The organism is Brevundimonas sp. (assembly GCF_046293315.1).
Taxonomy (GTDB): Bacteria; Pseudomonadota; Alphaproteobacteria; order Caulobacterales; family Caulobacteraceae; genus Brevundimonas.
In genome coordinates this window covers 130,059-149,065 of the sequence record NZ_JBKBPF010000007.1, presented here as the reverse complement: position 1 = coordinate 149,065, position 19,007 = coordinate 130,059, and the positions used below count along the sequence as shown (strand labels likewise).

Sequence of the window (19,007 nt, the reverse complement as noted above, 5' to 3'; positions counted from 1 at the left end):
GCCGTTCGGCAGGTCGCCCCGCGTCGATCCTGAGACGTGACCTAGAGGTACGCGCCCACCTGCCAGGGGACGAACTCGTTGTCGCCGACGCCGAGGGCCTCGGACTTGCTAGGTTCGCCCGAGGCGACGGCCAGCATGCGGGCGAAGATCAGATCGCCCACCTCGGTCAGGGACGCGCCGGTCAGCACCGGCGAGGCGTCGATGTCCATGTCCTCGTCCATCCACGAGGCCAGCTTTGCGTTGGAGGCGACCTTGATGGACGGGGCGGGCTTGGCGCCGAAGACCGAGCCGCGGCCGGTGGTGAAGACGATCAGATTGGCGCCCGAGGCGATCTGGCCGGTGGCCGAGCAGGGATCGTAGCCGGGGCTGTCCATGAAGCTGAGGCCCTTGGTCGTCAGCGGCTCGGCGTAGCCGATGACGTCGTTCAGGGGCGTGGAGCCGGACTTGGCCACGGCGCCCAGCGATTTCTCCAGAATGGTGGTCAGGCCGCCCTTGAGGTTGCCTGGGGACGGGTTGTTGTTCAGCTCCATCTGGTGCCGCTCGGCGTAGTCGCGCCACCAGTCCAGCCGGGCGTTGAGCCGGTCGGCCACATCCTGCGACGCGGCCCGGCGCAGCAGCAGGTGCTCGGCGCCCCAGATCTCGGGCGTTTCCGACAGCATGGCCGATCCGCCCTGGGCCACCAGACGGTCCACCGCCGCGCCCAGCGCCGGATTGGCGGTGACGCCCGACCAGCCGTCCGAGCCGCCGCATTGCAGGCCCACCGTCAGGTGTTCGGCGGAGACGGTCTGGCGTGCGGCCTTTGCGGCCTCGGCGATCATCTCGCGGACGATGGCCTGGCCCTGTTCGATGGCGCGGGACGTGCCGCCCGCCTCCTGAATGGTCATGGCGCGCAGCGCAGGCCCGGCCTGAAGCCCCTCGCGGGCCATGAAGTCGGGGATCTGGTTGGCCTCGCAGCCGAGGCCCACCACCAGAATGCCCGCGAAATTAGGATGGCGCGCATAGCCCGACAGGGTGCGCTGGAGCAGGGTCACGTCCGGGCTCATGGACGCGCCGCCGCAGCCGCCCTGATGGGTGAAGGCCACCACGCCGTCGACGCCGGGGTGGTCTTCGGGGCGGAAGCTGTCGGCGATGCGCCGGGCCACGGTGGCGGAGCAGTTCACGCTGGTCAGGACGCCGATGTAGTTGCGGGTGCCGACCCGGCCGTCGGGGCGCACATAGCCCTGGAACGTGGCGCCGGGCTGGATCGCGACGGGGCGGGCGTCCACGCCGATCTCGGCGTCGCGGCTGTCGTCGGCCATGGCCAGATTATGGGTGTGGACGTGGGACCCGGCGGGGATGGCGGCGCGGGCGCGGCCGATGACCTGACCGTATTTGCGCACGATGGCGCCCTCGGCGATGGCGTGGCGGGCGACCTTGTGGCCCGCGGCGATGTCATCGCGCACAGGGGCGGCCAACTCGTCCGGGGTGGAACCGGCGGACAGATCCTCGAGCGCCACGGCCACGTCGTCGGCGGGGTTCAGGATCAGGACGCGGCTCATGATCGGGGCAGGCTTTCCACGAAGGCTTCCACGGCGCCCTGTGCGCCGCGCTCGACGAGGGCGAGATGGGCGTTGGTGACCGCCTTCGCAAACCGGGCGTCCGCAGCGAGCGCGGGCGGGAAGACGGCCGACAGGGTCAGCAGCGCGGTCACGCGAACCGCCGACCCGCCCCCGCCGCCCACCAGCCGCGCGGTCTCGGCGGCGAGCGGGTCGTCCACGGTGAAGGCGTTTCCGGCGTCGTCGACGCCGTCCTGCCAGCGCATCCAGCCGGCCACGGCGAGGGCCAGGGCGTCGATGGGCTGGTCCTTGTCCAGACGCGCGGCGCAGGCGGCCAGCAGGCGCTGGGGCAGCTTCTGGCTGCCGTCCATGGCGATCTGGACGGTGCGGTGCTGAAGCGCGCTGTTGGCGAAGCGGCGCATCAGTTCGCCGCGATAGGCGGCCACGTCCAGACCCGGCGGCGGGGTGAGGGTGATCTCGGCCTCGTCCCACAGGGCCTCGACAAAGCGGGCGTAGGCGGGGATGGCGACGACCTGATCGACGTACTGGAGGCCCGCCAGACCGCCCAGATAGGCGATGGCCGAATGGGCGCCGTTGAGAAGGCGGAGCTTGGCGTCCTCCCACGGGGCCACGTCGGCGGTGACCTGCACGCCGAGGGACTCGAAGTCGGGGCGCGGGCCGGCGAAGCGGTCCTCGATCACCCACTGGGTGAAGGGCTCGGTCTTGACCATGCCCTGATCGGTCACGCCCAGCAGGGCTTCGTTGGCGGCCACATCGTCGGGCGTGGTGGCGGGGACGATGCGGTCCACCATGGTCTGGGGAAAGGCGCCGTGGGTCTCGATCCAGTCGCGCAGGGCGGGGTCGATGCGCCCGGCCATGTCCAGCACCGCCTGGCGGATACGGGCGCCGTTGTGGGGGACGTTGTCGCAGGAGACCACGGTGAAGGGGGGCAGGTCCGCCGCCTTGCGCGCGGCAAGCGCTGCGGTGACGAAGCCGGGGGCCGTGCGGGGCGCCGACAGGTCGGACAGGTCGGCCGCCACGTCCGGGTCGTCGATCATCAGGGCGCCCGAGGCGGGGTCGAGCCGGTAGCCCTTTTCCGTCACGGTCAGGGTGACGATATGCACGTCCCCGTGGGCCATGGCGGCGACGAGGGCGGCCGGATCCTCGGGGGCCACCAGCACGGACTGGATCGCCCCGATGACGCGCACATCGCGCCGGTCGCCGTCCCGCATCACGACGCTGTAGAGGCCGTCCTGCGGGTTCAGCTGATCCCGCACGCCCGGCGAGCGCAGGGAAGCGCCCAGCACGCCCCAGCGCAGGTCGCCGGACGCCAGGGCGTCGTCGAACACCACCGCCTGATGGGCCCGGTGAAAGGCGCCGACGCCCAGATGCACGACCCCGGTCTTCACCGCCGCGCGATCATAGGCCGGCTGCGCCACCGCCGGGGGCAGGGCGCCGAGGACGGACGCGGACAGTCGTGGGCTCATCGCATCAGGTTGGGAAGGGTCATGGAGAAGGCCGGCACAAAGGTGATCAGCATCAGGGAGACGATCAGCGCCAGATAGAACGGCCACATGGTCTTCACCGCATCCTCGACCCTGATCTTGCCCACGGCGCAGCCCACGAACAGGACCGATCCCACCGGCGGCGTCACCAGGCCGATGCCCAGGTTGAGCATCAGCACCATGCCGAACTGGATCGGGTCCATGCCCGCCTCCATGGCCACCGGCAGGAAGATGGGCGAGGTGATGACGATCAGGGGCGCCATGTCCATGAAGGTGCCCAGCAACAGCAGGATGACGTTGATCATCAGCAGCATGATGATCGGATTGTCCGACACCATGCGCATCAGATCGGCCAGCTGGTCGGGCGCCTCGTTCAGGGCCAGCAGCCAGCCGAAGGCCGCGGCCGAGCCGATGATCAGCATGACCATGGCGGTGGTCTTCACCGCGTTCATGGCGGCGGTGACGAAGCCCTTGAAGGTCAGGGTGCGATAGACGAGGAAGCCGACAACCATGGTGTAGATCACCGCCACGGCCGAACTTTCGGTCGGGGTAAAGACGCCGCCCAGGATGCCGCCGAAGATGATCACGGCGGTCAGCAGGCCGGGGATGGCGCCGGCGAAGGCCCGGGCGAAGGCGCTCCAGCCGGGGAACTCGCCGCGCGGGTAGCCGCGCCTGACCGCCACCAGCCAGGCCACGACCATCAGGATCAGGCCGGTGACAACGCCCGGCACGATTCCCGCCATGAACAGGTCGGCCACCGAGATGGAGACCCCGGCGGCCGCCGCATAGATGATCATGTTGTGCGACGGCGGGATCAGCAGGCCCGTGACGGCCGCCGTGGTGGTGACATTGACGGAGTAGTCGGCGTCATAACCGCGCTTCTTCATCATCGGGATGAGGGTCGAGCCGAGGGCCGAGGCGCTGGCGATGGCGGAGCCGGACACGCCGCCGAACATCATGGAGGCGCCCACATTGACCGGGCCCAGGCCGCCGCGGATGCGCCCGACCGCGGCGTTGGCCACCCGGACCAGTCGTTCGGCGATGCCCGCCTGCTGCATCAGGTCGCCAGCGAAGATGAAGAAGGGGATGGCCATCAAAGCGAACACGTTGACGCCGGCCGCGATGCGCTGGAACGCCACCAGCGGCGCGATGTCCATGTAGATGAAGGTCACCAGCGAGGCGATGCCAAGCGCGAACGCCACCGGCACGCCCAGCACCAGCAGCACCAGCAGCGTCAGAAGGAGAAGCGTCAGCTCCATAGCGGTTCAACCTTTCCGCCGCGGGCCTCGGCGATCAGATGTTCGATCGAAAAGAAGACGATGAGCCAGCCGGCGATGGGCAGGGGCAGGTAACTGAAGCCCCGCGAAATACCCAGGGTGGCGATCTCGATGTCCCATGTGCGGATGACCAGTTCGCCGCCCCACACGCCCATGGCCGCGCCGAACGCACCCACGAGGAGCAGGGATATGGCGCGGCACACCCGCGCCACCGCCGGCGGCATGGCGTTGGTGGCGGCGGTCATGCCGATGTGGAACTGCTCGCGCACCCCCACGGCGGCGGCGAGCAGAATGAACCAGACCATCAGGGCCAGGGAGGCGGCTTCGGCCCAGGCGGGAGAGGCGCTCAGCACATAGCGGGCGAACACCTGCCAGCCGATCACGGCGGTCATGACCACCAGGCCGGTGGCGGCGAACACCAGCGTCAGGCGGCTGATCCAGCGGGATACGGTGGCGAGGACGGACAGCATGATCCTACTCCATGGCCTGGATGTCGCGGACCAGCCGCTGTTGCAGGTCGCTGACGATGAACCGCTCCCAGACCGGCGCCATCAGGGCCCGGAAGGGCTCCACGTCCACGTCCTCGATCAGTTCGCAGCCGGCGTCGATGACGTTCTGGCGCGATGACGCCTCACGGGCGTCCCAGATTTCGCGCATGTAGGGAACGCTCTCATCGGCGCATTCCATGACCAGATCGCGGTCGGCGGGCGTCAGGCGGTTCCAGGTGCGCTCGGACATCACGAACACCTCGGGCGCCATCACGTGGCCCGTGGCGGAGAAATAGCGCGCCACCTCGTGGTGCCGGGTGTCGTCGTAGGAGGGCATGTTGTTTTCGGCGCCGTCCACCACGCCCTGCACCAGGGCCTGATAGACCTCGCCGAAGGGGATGGGCGTGGGGTTGGCGCCCAGGGCGCTGACCATGGCCACATAGAGGTCCGAGGGCTGCACCCGAATCTTGAGACCGCGCAGATCCTCGGGCGTCCGCACGGGGCGGACCCGGTTGTAGAAGGAGCGCTGGCCGGAATCGTAGAAGCACAGGCCGATCATGCCGAGGGGGCGAAGGGTGTCGAGGATCGCGCGTCCAGGTTCGCCGTCCAGAGACCGGCGCATATGGGCGGTGGAGCTGAACAGGAAGGGCAGGGCGGGCACGAAGGTGGTGGGCTCGAACACGTTCAGCGGGGCCAGGTTGACCCGGTTGAAGTCCAGCCCCCCGAACATGGTGATCTCAAGCGTATCGCCCTCGCCGCCCAGCTGGCCGCCGGGATAGTTGCGCAGCCGCAGACGGCCGTCTGTGCGCTGGGACAGCAACTCGCCGAAATACTCGACGGCCTGGACCGTGGGATAGCCGGCGGCGTGGGTGTCGGCGCCGCGCAGGGGCCGTTCGCCGATCTCCTGACTGCAGGCCGCGGCCCCCAGCAGCAGGGGCGCGGCGAGGGCCGCGCGTCGTGTGGGATTGAAGGTCAAAGCTTGTACGCCTGTTTCACGAGGTCATAGGTCAGGGCGCGGGCCACCTCGTGGGCCTCGTCCTCCTCCAGCCGGTGCTCGACCACCAGCCTGGCCAGGAAGCCGCAGTCCATGCGCCGGGCCACGTCGTGGCGGGCCGGAATGGACAGAAAGGCGCGGGTGTCGTCGTTGAAGCCGACGGTGTTGTAGAAGCCCGCCGTCTCGGTGGTCTGCTCGCGGAAGCGGCGCATGCCCTCGGGGCTGTCGTGGAACCACCAGGCCGGGCCCAGCTTCAGCGCCGGATAGTGGCCGGCCAGCGGGGCCAGCTCGCGGGCGTAGACGCTCTCGTCCAGGGTGAAGACGATCATGGAGAATTTCGGGTCCGAGCCGAAGCGGTCCAGCAGCGGCTTGAGCGCGCGCACATAGTCGGTGCGGGTGGGGATGTCGGCGCCCTTGTCGCGGCCGAAACGCTCGAAGGCCCAGCCGTTGTGATTGCGGAACGAGCCGGGGTGCAGCTGCATCACCAGCCCGTCCTCGACGCTCATGCGCGCCATCTCGGTCAGCATCTGGCCGCGGAACAGCTCGGCGTCCGCAGGCTCGAAATGGCCCAGCACGATCTTCTCGAACAGGGCCCTGGCCTCGACGGGGGCGAGGTCGGCGGTGAAGGCGGTGGGGTGGCCGTGGTCGGTGGAGGTGGCGCCCATGGCGGCGAAGAATTCGCGCCGGTTCTGCAGGGCCGCCAGATAGCCGTTCCAAGTGAGGGCGTCCTCGCCGGTGATCTCGCCCAGCTGGACCAGATTGTCGCGGAAGCCCTCGTAGTCGGGGTCCAGCACCGGGTCCGGGCGATAAGCAGTGAGGACGCGGCCCTTCCAGCCGGACTCGCGAATGGTCCGGTGATGCTCCAGGCCGTCCAGCGGGCTTTCGGTGGTGGTGATGACCTCGATGTTGAAGCGCTCGAACAGGGCGCGGGGGCGGAAGTCGTCCTGCTCCAGCTTCCCGGCCATGACGTCGTAGTAGTGGTCGGCGGTTTCGGGCGTCAGACGCTCGGTCAGGCCGAAGACCTCTGAATAGACCCAGTCGTGCCAGAGGCGCGACGGCGTGCCGCGGAACAGGGGATAGTGCTCGGCGAAGCGGCGCCAGATGGCGCGGGGATCGGTCTCGACCGGGCCGCCGTCGGCGCGCGGCACGCCCAGGCTCTCCATGGACACGCCCTGGCTGAACAGCATGCGGAAGACGTAGTGGTCGGGCGTGATCAGCAGGTCCGCCGGATTGGCGAAGCACGCATTGCCCGCGAACCACGACGGATCGGTATGGCCGTGCGGGCTGATGATCGGCAGATCCCTGACCTCGGCGTAGAGGCGGCGCGCCACGGTGCGGGTGTCCGTATCGGCAGGGAACAGGCGGTCAGGGTGCAGGCTGAGCTTGGCGGTCATCACGACAATCTGGACGGGGCAGGACAGGGCGCAAGGCCGCCCTCAGCGGGACCATAGGGCGCGAACGTGCGATCGCGAAGGTCGCCCGTGTGTGCTTCAGGGATCGGTAAGATCGCCAACCCGTGTCTCATCCCTAGAAATGGAAAGCCTTGGAGGGGCGGCCTTCTCTGGTTCAGCGGCCATAGTTTCCGCAATCACGGAAAATGTCCACCGGTTACCTTCGGGATTGTCACCGGTGTCATATCGCGACAGTATCGTCGATGAGCGACCGGGGCGGGGGCATTCCGTTCACGAGCGCCGATGATGAGCCGGGCGTCAGACCTGGCCAGTCAATGGGACGGAGACACCATGCGCCACATCAAGACCTCGTGCAGTCTGTTCGCCATCGCCGCGGCCCTGGCGGCTGCGCCCGCTGCGGCCCAGGACGGGTTGCTGTTTCATGTTTCCGCCGATGAAGGCCTGACCGCCGACGTGGCGCAGGGCCAGGCGGAGCCGAATTTCGCCAGCCACGTCTCGATCAGACCCGACGGGCGATCCGGCGGCTACATCGAGGCCCAGGGCGCCCAGACCCTGACCTGGGAAGCCCCCGGCAACATCCAGGCGCAGCGCGGCACCCTGTCGTTCTTCTGGCGCGCCCGTGAGCCGGTTACGCGGAACGAGTTCCCGGTCTTCCGGGTCAGCTACGCCGACCACAGCAGTTGGGACATGGTCTGGCTGCGCATCGACTGGAACGGCGCGGGCTTCGACGCCTTCGTGACAGACACCAACCTGTCCCGGTCACGCGTGTCATGGCGTGGACTGGAGACGCTGGATCCGGACCGCTGGGTTCACATCGCCTTCGCCTGGGACGAAACCACGGGCGTGCAGCTTTATGTCGACGGGGAACTGGTCGGCGAGCAGGCGGGAGCGATGACGCTGGATGCCGGGCTGGACCAGATGGGGCCGCACAGCCGCATCATCAGCCCCTATCAGGTGCAGAGCCGCTACAATTTCATGCGCGGCGGGGATCTGGACGAGCTGAAGGTCCATGACCGCGCCCTGTCGGCGCCGCAGATCGCGGCCCTGGCCCGCGGCGGTGAGGTCCAGGCTCCGGCCCCGTCGATCACCGCCGACCGCTGGGACGCCTGGCGTCATCGCCTCGGATTCGACGGCGAGGCGCCCCCCGCGATCGAACCCTACACTGCCATCCGCAAGGTGGAATTCGACAGCACCTATGACCTGCAGCAGCGGTTTCTCAAGGGATCGGACGGGGTGCGGGAGTCCACCTGGCCCGGCGTCTTCTACTGGTCGCGCCTGCCGGGCCGGCACGACTATTTCGAGATCCCCGACTGGAACGTCTATGTGGAAGGTGGCCGCGCCATCACCTTCAATCTGCCGGACGAACCCTGGAACCGCCTGGAGTTCACCGGCGCGGCGGACGGGACGCTGACCTGGGTCGACGGCGACGCCGAAGCCCCGCTGGCGACCCGTCCGGAAGGGCCGGAGCGGACCACCCATACGCTGGACACCCGCACGGGCGGCTCGGTGCGGTTCGACAACCGTCTGCCGGAGACGCCGATCCAGGAATTCGCCGCCTACAACATCACCGCGGCGCGGGCGCCGGACGGGACCTCCGAACTCAGCTATTTGATCGACAGCGGTGTGGCGCCGGACTATCCCGCGCTGGACGTCCTGCTGACCCATGTGGCCGGGCGCCACCCGGCCGAGGAGCGGGCCACGGTCGTGGCGCTGCCCGCCACAACCATCGAGATGAGCCGGCCCGCGCGCGGCGACGACGGCGCGCAGCAGGCGCGTCTGCCGCTGGTTCACGTCATGATCCCGTTCGATTTCCGGGATTCGCGACCGGGCGAACCGGCCCACCGGGGGACCCATGGCTGGATCAACTATGACGGCGGCCTCGACGGCATCCAGCTGGATCTGCCGCCGCTGGATGTGACGCCGACCCACGGCGGCCTCTATCCGCTGAACATCCGCGTGAAGGACCCGCTGTGGCCCGAGCGGGACCTGCTGGACGTCAATGTCTCCATCGAGCCGAACCGGCCCTACAGCCTGTGGCTGGACACCCGCGACCGCATCCTGCCCAACGACGGCAGCCTCTATTTCACCGTGGCCGGCGCGGGCGAAGGCCTGACGGCGGACAGCCTGAACGGCGCGCGTGTGCGGCTGGTGTTCAAGAGCCGAGAGGACGCGGCGGTGGAGCATGTGGCGGATCGTTTCGAGCAGGTGAGGGACAATCTGTCCTTCCTGGTGGAGGAGCGGCCCCAGAACCGTCGCCTGCGGTTGCATGACCGCTACATGCGCGATCTGGAAGACATCCTGCGGGTCGACCCCGATCACGAGCAGGCGCGTTTCCACTGGGCCGAGACCAATCCCGGCCAGCCCTGGCCGGCTTTCGAACAGGCCGAGGCCCCGCAAGGCACGCCCGTCTGGGCGTTCCGCCAGATGGAGCATGTGCGGCTGCTGCGCCACTTCATGGAGTGGTGGATCGACAATCGTCAGTCGGCGTACGGCGACTTCGGCGGCGGCCTGTCCGACGACACCGACATGACCAACCAGTGGCCCGGCGCGGCCCTGATGGGCCTGATGCCGGACAAGGTCACGGGTTCGCTGAACCGGATGACGGACGCCATCTATCGCCTGGGCATGGTCACCGACGGCCTGCCGACGATCCGGACAGACGAGCTTCACGTCTATGAGGAGGGTCAGAACTCCGACGCCCAGTCCATGTACCTGAACTGGGGCGACCCCACGGTGGTGGACCGGTTGATGACCACGGCGCGCAACTATTCGCGCATCATCGAGCCGAACGCGGCGGGCCACACCCACTTCGTCAGCAACTATTTCAGCGCCACGGACGTGGTGCGCGAGGGCATCTGGGAGTGGTCCAAGCCGCACTCCTATCTGATCCTGCACGCTGCCCTGCTGCTGGGCGAGTACAACGGCGACCCCACCATGCGGTCGCTGGTGACGGCCATGTCGGACCACTACCTGGCCCACGGGACCCGGGACGCCGAGGGGAACTGGAGCTTCCCGGCGGAGATCAACTGGCGCACCGATGAGGCGCGGGGCAGCCTGGAGGCGGGCGACATCGCGCCGTACCAGATGTTCTGGGCCGCCTGGCGCTGGACCGGCGACGAGAAGTATCTGGCTCCGCTGGAAGCCCGGGTCCGGGTGCGGGGCCCGCAGACCCTCGAAATGCTGAACGCCAATGTGCTGGATGAGCTGGGGCGGCGTGAGGACTGGGGCCAGGCCCTGGTCGAGCGGGCCGGGCAGCGCGGCGTGACGGGCTTTCCGCTTTACGCTGCGTGGCAGATGACCGGCGATCGTTCCTACCTGGAGCGGCTGTATGGCGACGAGGTCCAGCGCGCCAGCCAGCGCATGTACATGATGACCGAGGGTCACTGGTGGAGCGACCGGGTCGAGGTCTACAGCGAGTTCCTGCAACGGGCGCGGCTGGGCGGCATGGCCCTGCGCCGCAACCAGACGTTCCCCGGCCATACCGTCAGCTGGCGGTTCGCCGGCGACGGCGACGCCGAGAACATGGCCATCCTGATGCCGGGCGCCACGCCGGACCGGTTCACCGTCATCGCCTTCAACGGCTCCGACCGCGAGATCAGCGCCGAGATGACCGGCTGGAACGTCACGCCCGGCCGGTGGACGGTGCGGTCCGGAACGGATCGGAACGGCGACGACGCCATCGACGGCCGGGCCCAGTCCCGCGACGTGGCGCTGGAGCGCAGCCGCGCCACGTCGCTGGCCTTTGCGCCGGGTGTGACCACCATCCATGAGTTCTCGCTGGCCGAGGCCTCTGGTGAGGCGGTGCATGATCGTCCCGATCTGGCGATCGGCCCGCGCACCACGCGGATCGAGACCGGGGCCCTGCATGTGCAGGTGTTCAATCAGGGCATTCGCGCCGCGCCAGCCGCTACGGTGATCCTTGAGGACGCCTCGGGCCGCGAGATCGCCCGGGGCCGCAGCGAGGCCCTCGCCGCCGCTGACGACCTGACGCCGAAATCCGCCGAGGTGGTGCTGGACCTGCCCTCCGGGTTCGTCGCCCAGGGCCATCGGGTCCGGCTGATTCCCGACGGCGACGTCGCCGAAGTCACCGTGCTCAACAACGAGGTTCGCCTCTGATCATCCGGCCCGCCCTGTGGACGCAGGGCGGGCCGCACTGTTTCATGGACGGCCTGTCCGTCCCGATTACTGGAGTCCCCCATGTCCATATCCCGTCGCGCACTCATGTCCGCTTTCGCCGCCACCACGGCCGTGGCGAGTTTCGCGGGCAAGGCCGCGTTCGCGCAGGCTGCGGCCGATCCGGCCGTGCTTGACGCTATGAAGCGGGCCACGCGGTTCATGGTGGAGGAGGCGGCGGTGAACGGCGGCTATGTCTGGTCATACCTGCCGGACTTCTCGCGTCGCTGGGGCGAGCTGGAAGCGTCGCCCACCATGATCTGGATCCAGCCGCCGGGCACGGCGACCATGGGGCACCTGTTCCTCGACGCCTATCACGCCACCGGCGACGAGTTCTATTACGAGGCGGCCCGGAGCGCGACGGGCGCCGTCATCGGAGCCCAGGGTTCCGCCGGGGGCTGGAACTATGTGCACGACACGGGCGGTGAGGCGGCGGAGCAGCAGTGGTACGATACCGTGGCGGCCAACGCCTGGCGTCTGGAGGAATTCCGCAAGCGCTACGGCAACGGCACCTTTGACGACGCGGGCACCTCGGAATCCGCGCAGCTGCTGCTGCGGATGTATCTGGAGAAGCGCGACGAGACCTATCGGGGGCCGCTCTACAAGGCCATCGACTTCATCCTGGACGCCCAGTACCCCAACGGCGGCTGGCCCCAGCGCTTCCCGCTGCCGGCGGACGAGGACGACTACACCCGCCACATCACCTTCAACGACGACGTGGCCGGCGAGAACCTGGAGTTCCTGATCTTCGCCTATCAGGCTCTGGGTGAGGAGCGCCTTCTGGGCCCGATCCGCCGGGGCATGGATATCTTCGTGGAGACCCAGCAGCCCATGCCACAGCCGGGCTGGGGCCTGCAGCACTATGTGCATGACCTGACGCCGGCGGGGGCGCGCAGCATCGAGCCGCGCGCCTTCGCCACCCACACCACGGCGGCCAACATCAGCGCCCTGATCGGCTTCTATCGCCTGACCGGCGACCGCAAATATCTGGCGCGCATTCCCGAGGCCATCGACTGGCTGGAGTCCGTGGCCTCGCCGGCTGACATCCGCCCGCCGGGCCGCACCCACCCGACCTTCATCCAGATCGGCAACGGGCGCCCGCTCTACATCCACCGCCGGGGATCGAACATCACCAACGGCAGCTACTACGCCGACGAAAACCCCAACGACACGGTGATCCACTACGGCTCGTTCCGGGCGGTGGACACCGCCGCCCTGCGGGCCGAGTACGAGGCCGCCGCCGCCCTGTCGCCCGAGCAGGCCAGCGCCGGTTCGCCCCTGCTGGCGGCGTCAGGGTCGCGGGAGCTGCCGCGATACTTCACGCTCAAGGACGTGGACGTGTCGGACCTGAACACGCCGGGCTTCGACCCCAATCCGCCGTCGGCGGAGCGGGTGGCGGAACTGATCGGAACGCTCAACGAACGCGGCTACTGGTCGACCCCGCTGACCACCACCAGCAACCCCTACATCGGGCAAAGCCCCGCCGAGGTGACGCCGGGCGAGTACCGGATCACCCGCGTGGGCGATCAATGGGACACCTCGCCCTACATCACCGACTTCCCGGTCGAGGGCGTGTCCACCAGCGTCTACATCCGCAACATGGGCCAGTTCATCCAGGCCCTGGGCGCGCGCTGACCGGCGTGACGCAGCGGTGAAAAGAAGAAGGGCGGCGTCGCATGCGACGCCGCCCTTTTCGTTGCCTGTAACCGGGGCTAGTCCCGGTCTTCCTTGACGTTGTCCACGTGGCCGGCGAGGCCTTCCACGGGGCTGGACAGGGCCGGGTCCTCGGTGATGTCGATGCCCTTGGCCAGCTTGGAGTTCCAGAAGCCGTAGACGGCGTAGATCACCGCGCCGACCAGCGCATAGACCCCCAGGATGGTCAGAGGGAGGGGATTGTCGTTCATGGCGTGCTGGATCATCGGGGTGAAGTTCAGCCCCGCCAGACCCAGACAGGCCAGGATGCCCAGGGTCGCGGTCACGACCCCGCCGGGAACCCGGAACGGGCGCTCCAGCTCAGGGTGACGGATGCGCAACATGATCACCGAGAAGCAGACGATCGAGAAGGCCAGGGCGGTGCCCAGGGACACCAGATCGCCGAGGATGCCGATGGGCAGGAACGCCGCCGCGACGGCGATGGCCACGCCCAGCAGGATGGTGCCGATCCACGGGGTGCGGAACTTCCGGTGCACCAGGGCGAAGGCGCGGGGCAGCAGGCCGTCGCGGGCCATGGTGTAGAACACCCGGGTCTGGCCGAAGCACAGCACCAGCATGACCGAGGACAGGCCGGTGACCGCGCCGACCTTGATGAGGAAGCTCATCAGGTTCAGCTCGCCGCCGGGGGCCACGGCCAGGGGCACATTGGCCCAGTCCAGCGCCATGCGGTCGATGGCCACGGCGATGGGGGCGGGGCTGGCCAGCTCCAGGAAGGGCACTACGCCGGTCATCACCAGCGCCACGATCATGTAGATGATGGTGCAGACGATCAGGGCGCCGAGGATGCCGATGGGCACGTCACGGGACGGATTGCGCGCCTCGGCCGCGGCGGTGGAGACCGCCTCGAAGCCCACATAGGCGAAGAAGATGATGGCCGCGCCGCGGAAAATGCCGCCGACGCCGAACTGGTCCCAGGTGCCGCCCTCGGGGGTCGGCGGGATGAAGGGCTGCCAATTGGCCGGGTTGATGTAGGCCAGGCCCACGGCGACGAAGGTCAGCAGCACCAGCAGCTTGATGACGACGATGACGTTGTTGACGTTGGCGGACTCGCTGACGCCCATGACCAGCAGCAGGCAGACCATGCCGATGCCGATGGCGGCCACCAGGTTGAAGGTGCCGGTGGGCTGGAACAGGATCTGGCCCGTCTCCTGGGTCACGGCCTGGACCAGGGGCGTGGCGAACTGCGGCGCCGCCTCGCCCCCGACCATGATGGTGGGGAACATCACCCCGAAGTCGGCGAGGATGGAGACCACATAGCCGGACCAGCCGACCGCCACGGTGGAGGCGGCGACGCCGTATTCCAGCACCAGCAGCCAGCCCATGATCCAGGCGAAGACCTCGCCCAGGGTGCCGTAGGCGTAGGTGTAGGCGGAGCCGGACACCGGCATGGTCGAGGCCAGCTCGGCGTAGCAGAGGCCGGCCAGGGCGCAGGCGATGCCCGCCAGCACGAAGGAGAAGATGATGGCCGGGCCGGCATGGGCGGACGCCACCTGGCCGGTCAGCACGAAGATGCCCGCCCCGATGATGCAGCCGATGCCGAGGCTGACGAGATTGATGGGGCCCAGGGTGCGCTTCAGCTCGCTCTTGGCGGCTTCCTTCTGAATCTGGGCGATGGGTTTCTTCAGGAACAGGCGGTTGCCGGTCCTGGGCGAGACGTCTGCACTCATGCAGGGTGAAGCTCCACGCGGGCGATCCTGATTGACGCCGTTCGCGCTGGACGGAGACGCTAGATCGGGTCCCGTGTTCACGCAATCGTCATTTACGAACGCTGTTCCTTTTCTACTGCGAGGCGATCGCTGGTCCGGAAAGCCTTGATTCACCGGGGCCGCTCCGTAAGGTCCGGCGAAACAACAGGGCGCGCTCGTGGGGATGCGGCGCCGCAGGGAACGGGAATCAAGATGATCGCAACGACGCCGCCGGGTCAGGCCCGCTGGTCCTCGCGCGCCGCCTTCGTGCTGGCCGCCACCGGGTCCGCCGTGGGGCTGGGCAACCTCTGGCGCTTTCCGACCGAGGCCGGGATGAACGGGGGCGGGGCCTTCGTCTTCTTCTACATCCTGTTCGTGGCCCTGATCGCGGCGCCGCTGTTGCTGTCCGAGACCCTGATCGGTCGCCACGGCCAGCGCTCGACCATCGCCAGCGCGGCCTATCTGGCGCGCCAGTCCGGCGCGAGCCCGGCGTGGAGCGCCCTGGCCGTCGTCGGCCTGATCGCCAACACCCTGATCCTGACCTTCTACGGCGTGGTCGCCGGCTGGGTGCTCTATTTCGTCTACACCAGCGGGGCGGACCTGCTGGGGGCCATCGCCGGGGGGCAGCCGCTGGCGGGCGCCTATGCGACCGAGTCGGTGGATTACATCCGCACCCTGATGCCGAACCTGTTCGCCAATCCGGCCCTGCTGATCGGGCTGCAGTTCCTGTTCATGGCCGCCACCACCCTGATCGTGGCGCGCGGGGTCAAGGGCGGGATCGAGGCGGCGGCGGTCTGGCTGATGCCCGCCTTCTTCATCCTGTTGCTGGCCATTACGGTCTATGCGGCGATCACCGGTGATTTCGGCGCGGCCCTGACCTTCCTGTTCACCCCGGACTTCGAACGGGCCCTGCAGCCGGGCGTGCTGAGCGCGGCCCTGGGGCAGGCGTTCTTCTCGCTGAGCCTGGGTGGCGGCGCCATGATCGCCTACGGGGCCTATGCGTCGCGGGACACCAATCTGGGCTCCACCTCCGGCATCATCGCCTTCGCCGACTCCGGGGTGGCCATCATCGCCGGCCTGGCCATCTTCCCGATCGTGTTCAGCGTCGGGCTGGAGCCGAACGCCGGCCCGACCCTGATGTTCCAGACCCTGCCGGCGGCCTTCCACGCCATGCCGGGCGGAGCGATCGTGGGCTTCCTGTTCTTCCTGCTGGCCTTCTTCGCGGCCCTGACGTCGTCGGTGTCGCTGCTCGAGATTTCGGTCTCGTGGGTCATCGAGAAGTTCCGCATGACGCGCTTCAAGGCGGCGGTGCTGATGGGGATTCTCGTGTTCCTGATCGGCCTGCTGTCGGCCCTGTCGTTCAACCTCCTGGCGGATCAGCGGCCCATCGCGTTCGTGCCGGGCTTCGAGAACGCGGGCTGGTTCGACGCCATCGACGGCATCACCTCGCGGCTGTTCCTGCCCCTGTCGGGCCTGATCACGGCGATCTTCATCGGCTGGTTCGCGGACCGCAAGCTGGTCAACGCCGAGACGGGGCTGTCCGGGCCGGTGCTGGTCACCTGGCGGTTCCTGATCGCCTGGCTCTGCCCGCTGGCGGTGGCCGCGATCCTGGTGATCGGCCTGTTCCCCGGCCTGCTGGGCTGAGGTCGGCGACGGGCCGTCTGTCGCGCGGCGCAATCCGCGTGTAGGGACGGCCCATGCTGCCCATCCATGAGGTTCTCGAGCCGCTGAAGGCGGCGCTGGCCGCGCGCAATGCGGTGGTTCTGTCGGCGCCGCCGGGCGCGGGCAAGACCACGGTGGTGCCGCTGGCGCTGCTGGACCAGCCGTGGCTGGACGGGCGCAAGGTGCTGGTGCTGGAGCCCCGGCGGCTGGCGGCGCGGGCGGCGGCCGAGCGTATGGCGCAGACGCTGGGCGAACCGGCGGGCCAGACCGTGGGCTACCGGACCCGGGCCCAGACGAAGGTCAGCGCCGCCACCCGCATCGAGGTCATCACCGAGGGCGTGTTCACACGCATGATCCTGTCCGATCCCGGGCTGGAGGGGATCGGGGCGGTGCTGTTCGACGAGTTCCACGAACGCAGTCTGGACGCCGATCTGGGGCTGGCGCTGGCGCGCGAGGCGCAGGGGTTGCTGCGCGACGACCTGCGGCTGCTGGTGATGTCGGCGACGCTGGATCAGGTGGGGATCGCGGCGCTGCTGGACGACGCGCCGGTGATCGAGTCGCAGGGGCGGATGTTCCCGGTGGAGACCCGCTATCCGGGCCGCAATCCGGCCGAGCGGATCGAGGACGCCGTGGCGCGGGCGGTGCGGCTGGCCCTGAGTGAAGAGACCGGATCGATGCTGGTGTTCCTGCCGGGGCAGGGGGAGATCCGGCGGGTGCATGAGCGGCTGGCGCCGCTGGAGAACGACCGGCTCATTCTGGCGCCGCTGTACGGGGCGCTGGACCGGCGGGATCAGGACCGGGCCATCGAGCCGGCGCCCGACGGCGTGCGCAAGATCGTGCTGGCCACCGCCATCGCCGAGACCAGCCTGACCATTCAGGGGGTGCGGGTGGTGATCGACGCCGGGCTGTCGCGGGTGCCGCGGTTTGACCCGGCCAGCGGCCTGACGCGACTGGCCACCGTCCCGGTCAGCCGCTCATCGGCGGACCAGCGGCGCGGGCGGGCGGGCCGGACCGAGCCGGGGGTCTGTTACCGCCTGTGGGACGCCGAACAGACCCGGGGCCTCATGCCCCATCAGCGGCCGGAGATTCTGGAGGCGGACCTGACCGGCTTCGCGCTGGATCTGGCGCGGTGGGGCGCGCGGTCGGTGGATGATCTGGCCCTGCTGGACCCGCCGCCGGCGGGGGCGTTCGCGGAGGCGCGGGCGGTGCTGACCCGGCTGGGGGCGCTGGACGAGGCGGGCGGCCTGACCCCGCACGGGGAGCGCATCGCCGCTATCCCCCTGTCGCCGCGACTGGCCCACATGACGGCGTTCGGGGCCGACGAGGGCGACGCCCTGACCGCCGCGCGCGTGGCGGCCCTGCTCAGCGAGCCGGGGCTGGGCGGGGACGATGCGGATCTGGGCGAGCGGCTGCGGCGGCTGGAGCGGGACGGGTCGTCGCGGGCCAGGGATGCGCGGGCGCTGGCGGACCGCTGGGCCCGGGCGGCTGGGGGCGGCCGAAAAGGCGGGGAGGTTTCGCCGGGACGGCTGCTGGCCGAGGCGTTTCCGGACCGCATTGCGAAGGCGCGGGGCAAGCCGGGGGAGTATCAGCTGGCGTCCGAGCGCGGGGCGTTCGTGGAGCCGACCGATGCGCTGGCGCGGCATACATGGCTGGCGGTGGGCGAGCTGGGCGGGGGGCGCGATGCGCGGGACCGCATCCGGCTGGCCGCGCCGCTGGACGGGGAGACCCTCGCCGAGGATTTCGCGCGGCTGCTGAGCGTCGAGGACCGGCTGATCGCCGCCCCGTCGGGCCGCCGGGAGGTGCGCCGGGTGACGCGGCTGGGGGCCCTGACGGTGGCCGAGGCCAATCTGGGCGCGCCGGACCGGGCGACCCTGACGGCGGCCCTGATGGGCGAGGTGGAGCGGGGCGGGCTGGACATCCTGCCGTGGGGCGAGGCGGCGCGGGGGCTGCGGTCGCGGCTGGCGTTCCTGCGGGCGCGGGACGACAGCTGGCCGGACGTGTCGGATGACGCCCTGTGGGCGGCGCGGGCGGACTGGCTGGCGCCATTGCTGGATCAGGTCTCGTCGCTGAAGGGGGTGCAGGCGGGGGCGCTGCATGACGCCCTGCGCGGGCTGATCCCGTGGGACCTGCACCGGCGGATCGAGGCCGAGGCGCCGGAGCGGTTCACCACCCCGCTGGGGACCGGGGCGGCCATCGACTACGCCGCCGAGGGCGGGCCGCGGGTCGAGGTGCGGGTGCAGGAGCTGTTCGGGATGAAGACCCATCCGGTGGTGGGGGGCGACCGCACGCCCCTGACCCTGGCCCTGCTGTCGCCGGCGCGGCGGCCGATCCAGGTGACGAAGGACCTGCCGGGGTTTTGGGCCGGGTCGTGGGCCGATGTGCGCGCCGACATGCGCGGGCGCTATCCGAAGCATCCCTGGCCCGAGGACCCGGCCAATGCGGACCCGACGAACCGGGTCAAGCCGAGATAGCTGTTCTGCACACCGTCACCCTCCGGCTTGACCGGAGGGTCCAGATACACCGGCCTGACCGTGCGCGCCGGGACCGTTCGGTGACTCTGGAT

The 19,007-nt window shown here is 69.4% G+C and carries 11 protein-coding genes; 4 read left to right on the top strand and 7 right to left on the bottom strand.

Going from position 1 to position 19,007, the window contains the following annotated elements:
* Positions 1-41: 41 nt before the first annotated feature.
* Genes ACK4SE_RS08510 through uxaC form a run of 6 tightly spaced genes read right to left on the bottom strand, consistent with a single transcriptional unit; the run spans position 42 to position 7,193 of the window.
* A complete protein-coding gene (locus ACK4SE_RS08510) occupies positions 42-1,538 on the bottom strand; it encodes a UxaA family hydrolase (protein WP_409691161.1) in 1,497 nt (498 codons plus the stop codon).
* Positions 1,535-3,022 carry a mannitol dehydrogenase family protein gene (locus ACK4SE_RS08505; protein WP_409691159.1) on the bottom strand — a complete coding sequence of 496 codons (1,488 nt, stop codon included), beginning with the start codon at positions 3,020-3,022 and terminating at the stop codon, positions 1,535-1,537. Before ACK4SE_RS08505 ends, ACK4SE_RS08510 begins: the two co-directional genes overlap by 4 nt.
* Positions 3,019-4,299 (bottom strand): TRAP transporter large permease, encoded by a 1,281-nt coding sequence (locus ACK4SE_RS08500; protein WP_409691156.1) that lies wholly within the window; start codon positions 4,297-4,299, stop codon positions 3,019-3,021. The genes ACK4SE_RS08505 and ACK4SE_RS08500 overlap by 4 nt, the downstream gene beginning before the upstream one ends.
* Positions 4,290-4,787, bottom strand: a complete 498-nt coding sequence (locus ACK4SE_RS08495) for a TRAP transporter small permease (RefSeq protein ID WP_409691153.1) — start codon at positions 4,785-4,787, stop codon at positions 4,290-4,292. Before ACK4SE_RS08495 ends, ACK4SE_RS08500 begins: the two co-directional genes overlap by 10 nt.
* Before the next feature lie 4 nt (positions 4,788-4,791).
* The gene (locus ACK4SE_RS08490; RefSeq protein ID WP_409691150.1) at positions 4,792-5,781 is read right to left on the bottom strand and encodes a TRAP transporter substrate-binding protein; all 990 of its coding nucleotides are present in this window, start codon (positions 5,779-5,781) and stop codon (positions 4,792-4,794) included.
* Positions 5,778-7,193 (bottom strand): glucuronate isomerase, encoded by a 1,416-nt coding sequence (gene uxaC, locus ACK4SE_RS08485; protein ID WP_409691147.1) that lies wholly within the window; start codon positions 7,191-7,193, stop codon positions 5,778-5,780. Before uxaC ends, ACK4SE_RS08490 begins: the two co-directional genes overlap by 4 nt.
* Positions 7,194-7,541: 348 nt before the next feature.
* On the opposite strand from uxaC, the gene ACK4SE_RS08480 reads away from it, so the two are divergent.
* The gene (locus tag ACK4SE_RS08480) at positions 7,542-11,327 is read left to right on the top strand and encodes a LamG domain-containing protein (protein WP_409691145.1); all 3,786 of its coding nucleotides are present in this window, start codon (positions 7,542-7,544) and stop codon (positions 11,325-11,327) included.
* A gap of 81 nt (positions 11,328-11,408) precedes the next feature.
* The gene (locus ACK4SE_RS08475; RefSeq protein WP_409691142.1) at positions 11,409-13,019 is read left to right on the top strand and encodes a pectate lyase; all 1,611 of its coding nucleotides are present in this window, start codon (positions 11,409-11,411) and stop codon (positions 13,017-13,019) included.
* Positions 13,020-13,096: 77 nt separating this feature from the next.
* Here the strand turns inward: ACK4SE_RS08475 and ACK4SE_RS08470 are convergent, their stop codons facing one another.
* The gene (locus ACK4SE_RS08470) at positions 13,097-14,764 is read right to left on the bottom strand and encodes an amino acid permease (protein WP_409691140.1); all 1,668 of its coding nucleotides are present in this window, start codon (positions 14,762-14,764) and stop codon (positions 13,097-13,099) included.
* Positions 14,765-14,995: 231 nt separating this feature from the next.
* Between ACK4SE_RS08470 and ACK4SE_RS08465 the strand changes: the two genes are divergently transcribed.
* Positions 14,996-16,426 carry a sodium-dependent transporter gene (locus ACK4SE_RS08465; protein WP_409691137.1) on the top strand — a complete coding sequence of 477 codons (1,431 nt, stop codon included), beginning with the start codon at positions 14,996-14,998 and terminating at the stop codon, positions 16,424-16,426.
* 53 nt (positions 16,427-16,479) lie between these two features.
* Positions 16,480-18,915 (top strand): ATP-dependent helicase HrpB, encoded by a 2,436-nt coding sequence (hrpB, locus tag ACK4SE_RS08460; RefSeq protein WP_409691134.1) that lies wholly within the window; start codon positions 16,480-16,482, stop codon positions 18,913-18,915.
* Positions 18,916-19,007: the final 92 nt, after the last annotated feature.

Excerpts from the sequence above, each read along its gene's own strand:
- hrpB (WP_409691134.1), top strand. The coding sequence starts at position 16,480 with ATGCTGCCCATCCATGAGGTTCTCGAGCCGCTGAAGGCGGCGCTGGCC.
- uxaC (WP_409691147.1), bottom strand. The coding sequence starts at position 7,193 with ATGACCGCCAAGCTCAGCCTGCACCCTGACCGCCTGTTCCCTGCCGAT.
- ACK4SE_RS08480 (WP_409691145.1), top strand. The coding sequence starts at position 7,542 with ATGCGCCACATCAAGACCTCGTGCAGTCTGTTCGCCATCGCCGCGGCC.
- ACK4SE_RS08510 (WP_409691161.1), bottom strand. The coding sequence starts at position 1,538 with ATGAGCCGCGTCCTGATCCTGAACCCCGCCGACGACGTGGCCGTGGCG.
- ACK4SE_RS08465 (WP_409691137.1), top strand. The coding sequence starts at position 14,996 with ATGATCGCAACGACGCCGCCGGGTCAGGCCCGCTGGTCCTCGCGCGCC.
- ACK4SE_RS08475 (WP_409691142.1), top strand. The coding sequence starts at position 11,409 with ATGTCCATATCCCGTCGCGCACTCATGTCCGCTTTCGCCGCCACCACG.
- ACK4SE_RS08505 (WP_409691159.1), bottom strand. The coding sequence starts at position 3,022 with ATGAGCCCACGACTGTCCGCGTCCGTCCTCGGCGCCCTGCCCCCGGCG.
- ACK4SE_RS08500 (WP_409691156.1), bottom strand. The coding sequence starts at position 4,299 with ATGGAGCTGACGCTTCTCCTTCTGACGCTGCTGGTGCTGCTGGTGCTG.
- ACK4SE_RS08495 (WP_409691153.1), bottom strand. The coding sequence starts at position 4,787 with ATGCTGTCCGTCCTCGCCACCGTATCCCGCTGGATCAGCCGCCTGACG.
- ACK4SE_RS08470 (WP_409691140.1), bottom strand. The coding sequence starts at position 14,764 with ATGAGTGCAGACGTCTCGCCCAGGACCGGCAACCGCCTGTTCCTGAAG.